1 protein-coding gene is annotated in these 1,815 nt (G+C 37.3%); it reads right to left on the reverse strand.

Going from position 1 to position 1,815, the window contains the following annotated elements; translation table 11 throughout:
- Positions 1–432: 432 nt before the first annotated feature.
- Positions 433–1,707, reverse strand: a complete 1,275-nt coding sequence (locus ACSU6B_RS29075) for an IS110 family transposase (protein ID WP_410889941.1) — start codon at positions 1,705–1,707, stop codon at positions 433–435.
- Between the last annotated feature and the right edge of the window lie 108 nt (positions 1,708–1,815).

Here is a 1,815-nt window from a genome sequence, read left to right on the forward strand (position 1 = left end):
ACTCCCTCAGTTTAATACGATTTTCTCTCGAATGCTCGCTTATTCGCAGGATTTCACACCCCTTTAATTAGGGTTAAAGGTTACTCGAAATGAGTTCAGATCATTTTGGCTTCGTGAAGGCATAGTGAAATAAAGGAGTGAATTCATACTCCATATTTTACCATATGATGTACATTCTCCACGCCGCCCCTGGAGGCTTTCCCTCCCATGTCTCAACGGGTCAATCGCCCTATCATTCCTTCGTCATGCCTATCCAAGGGGTGGAGGCCAGTTTTGCTAAACTGATGGGTCTGTGCCCTTATGTTGAAGAAATCTGGTACTCCGTACATATTTGAAATCCTACGAATAAGCCAACATTCGGTTTATACAAGTCTGCTATATTATATATTTCTATCATAAAAGGGGATGAATTATATTCGATTCTCTAAGTGATTAGGCTGCCATAGGTGATAATGGTTGAAGTTTATCAGGACAATAGGTTTCATTTCGTCGAGATATACCTACAAAAATCCTAGCTAGCTTACCAAGTAACTTCATAATCGATTTCATTTTCTTCATTTTTTTCACTTTAACATTATGGGAATGTAATGCTTTGAATTCTGGGTTGTTCATCACAAGGCTCATTGTCGCTAGGTAGAGGAACCGCCGTAATCTCGATCTTCCACGTTTAGAAATGACGATTTGACCTTTCCACTTACCTGAACTTGCCTCAGCTAGGTGCAATCCTGCATGGCGAAGTAAAGAATTTCCGTGAGAAAAACCACTTAAATCACCAGCTTCACCTAATATGCCAGCTAAGGAAATTTCACTAATTCCCTTAATGGTAAGTAATTTCTTAGCGAAAGGGATTTTATTCAATGCATCAGTAACTTGTTCCTCAACTCTTTCGAGTTGTTTTACAGCTAAATCATATTCTTCTAATAACTGTTCCAAATGAAATTTATAAGCATCAAGTGCTTGTCTTGTGCCCACAGATTTCTTGGCTACTTGAAGAAGTAAAAGGGCCTTTTTTAACCCAGGTTGTCTCTTCATTATTGATTTCCAACCTGCTATAACCTCATGAGGCTGTAAATTAACCAATTCTAGGGGAGATGGAAATAGACGAAGGGTTGCGATTGCCCCTTTAGCCTTAATATCTTTAAACACCTGTCGGAGTTCTGGAAACACAATATCTACCCACCGATTTAATTGATTAATAGAGCTAACAAGTCGTTTAACGACTACATCACGGTTAGACATAAGAACCCTTAGTTTTTCGAACGGTTCTGATGTGTACCTAACCTCAGAGTAGTAACCGTTCTTCACCATATCAGCGATTACTAAAGCATCTTTTTTATCACTTTTTGATTGAGTATTATCACGATTTTCTTTATTCTTTTTTACTAAATGTGGATTTACCGTTACTACTTCAATAGCTTGTTTAGAAAGCCATTTTGAAAGATTGATCCAGTAGTGTCCAGTTGGTTCCATCCCAACTATAATTTCATCTAGGTTATTTAATCTTTGAAGATTTTTAATCCATTTTATTAAACTTGCAAATCCCTCTTCATTATTTTTGAATGTAAGTGGATCTCCGACAACAATTCCACGGAAATTAACAGCTCGTGCTACATGTAATTGTTGAGCAATGTCCACACCAACAACGAGATGTTTAACGGAAATTCTTTCTATTAGTTGATTTTGTTTGTTTTGCATTTTAAACTTCATAGTAGGGTTCCTCCTAAAGTTGTGAGTTAGAGTGGTGTCTATACTCATATCTTACTGAGGAGCCCTATTTTTTTCAAACTCGAAAAATAACGAACTACAGGAATGCTA

The organism is Neobacillus sp. C211, from assembly GCF_051842875.1.
Taxonomy (GTDB): domain Bacteria; phylum Bacillota; class Bacilli; order Bacillales; family Cytobacillaceae; genus Neobacillus.

Excerpts from the sequence above, each read along its gene's own strand:
- ACSU6B_RS29075 (WP_410889941.1), bottom strand. The coding sequence starts at position 1,707 with ATGAAGTTTAAAATGCAAAACAAACAAAATCAACTAATAGAAAGAATT.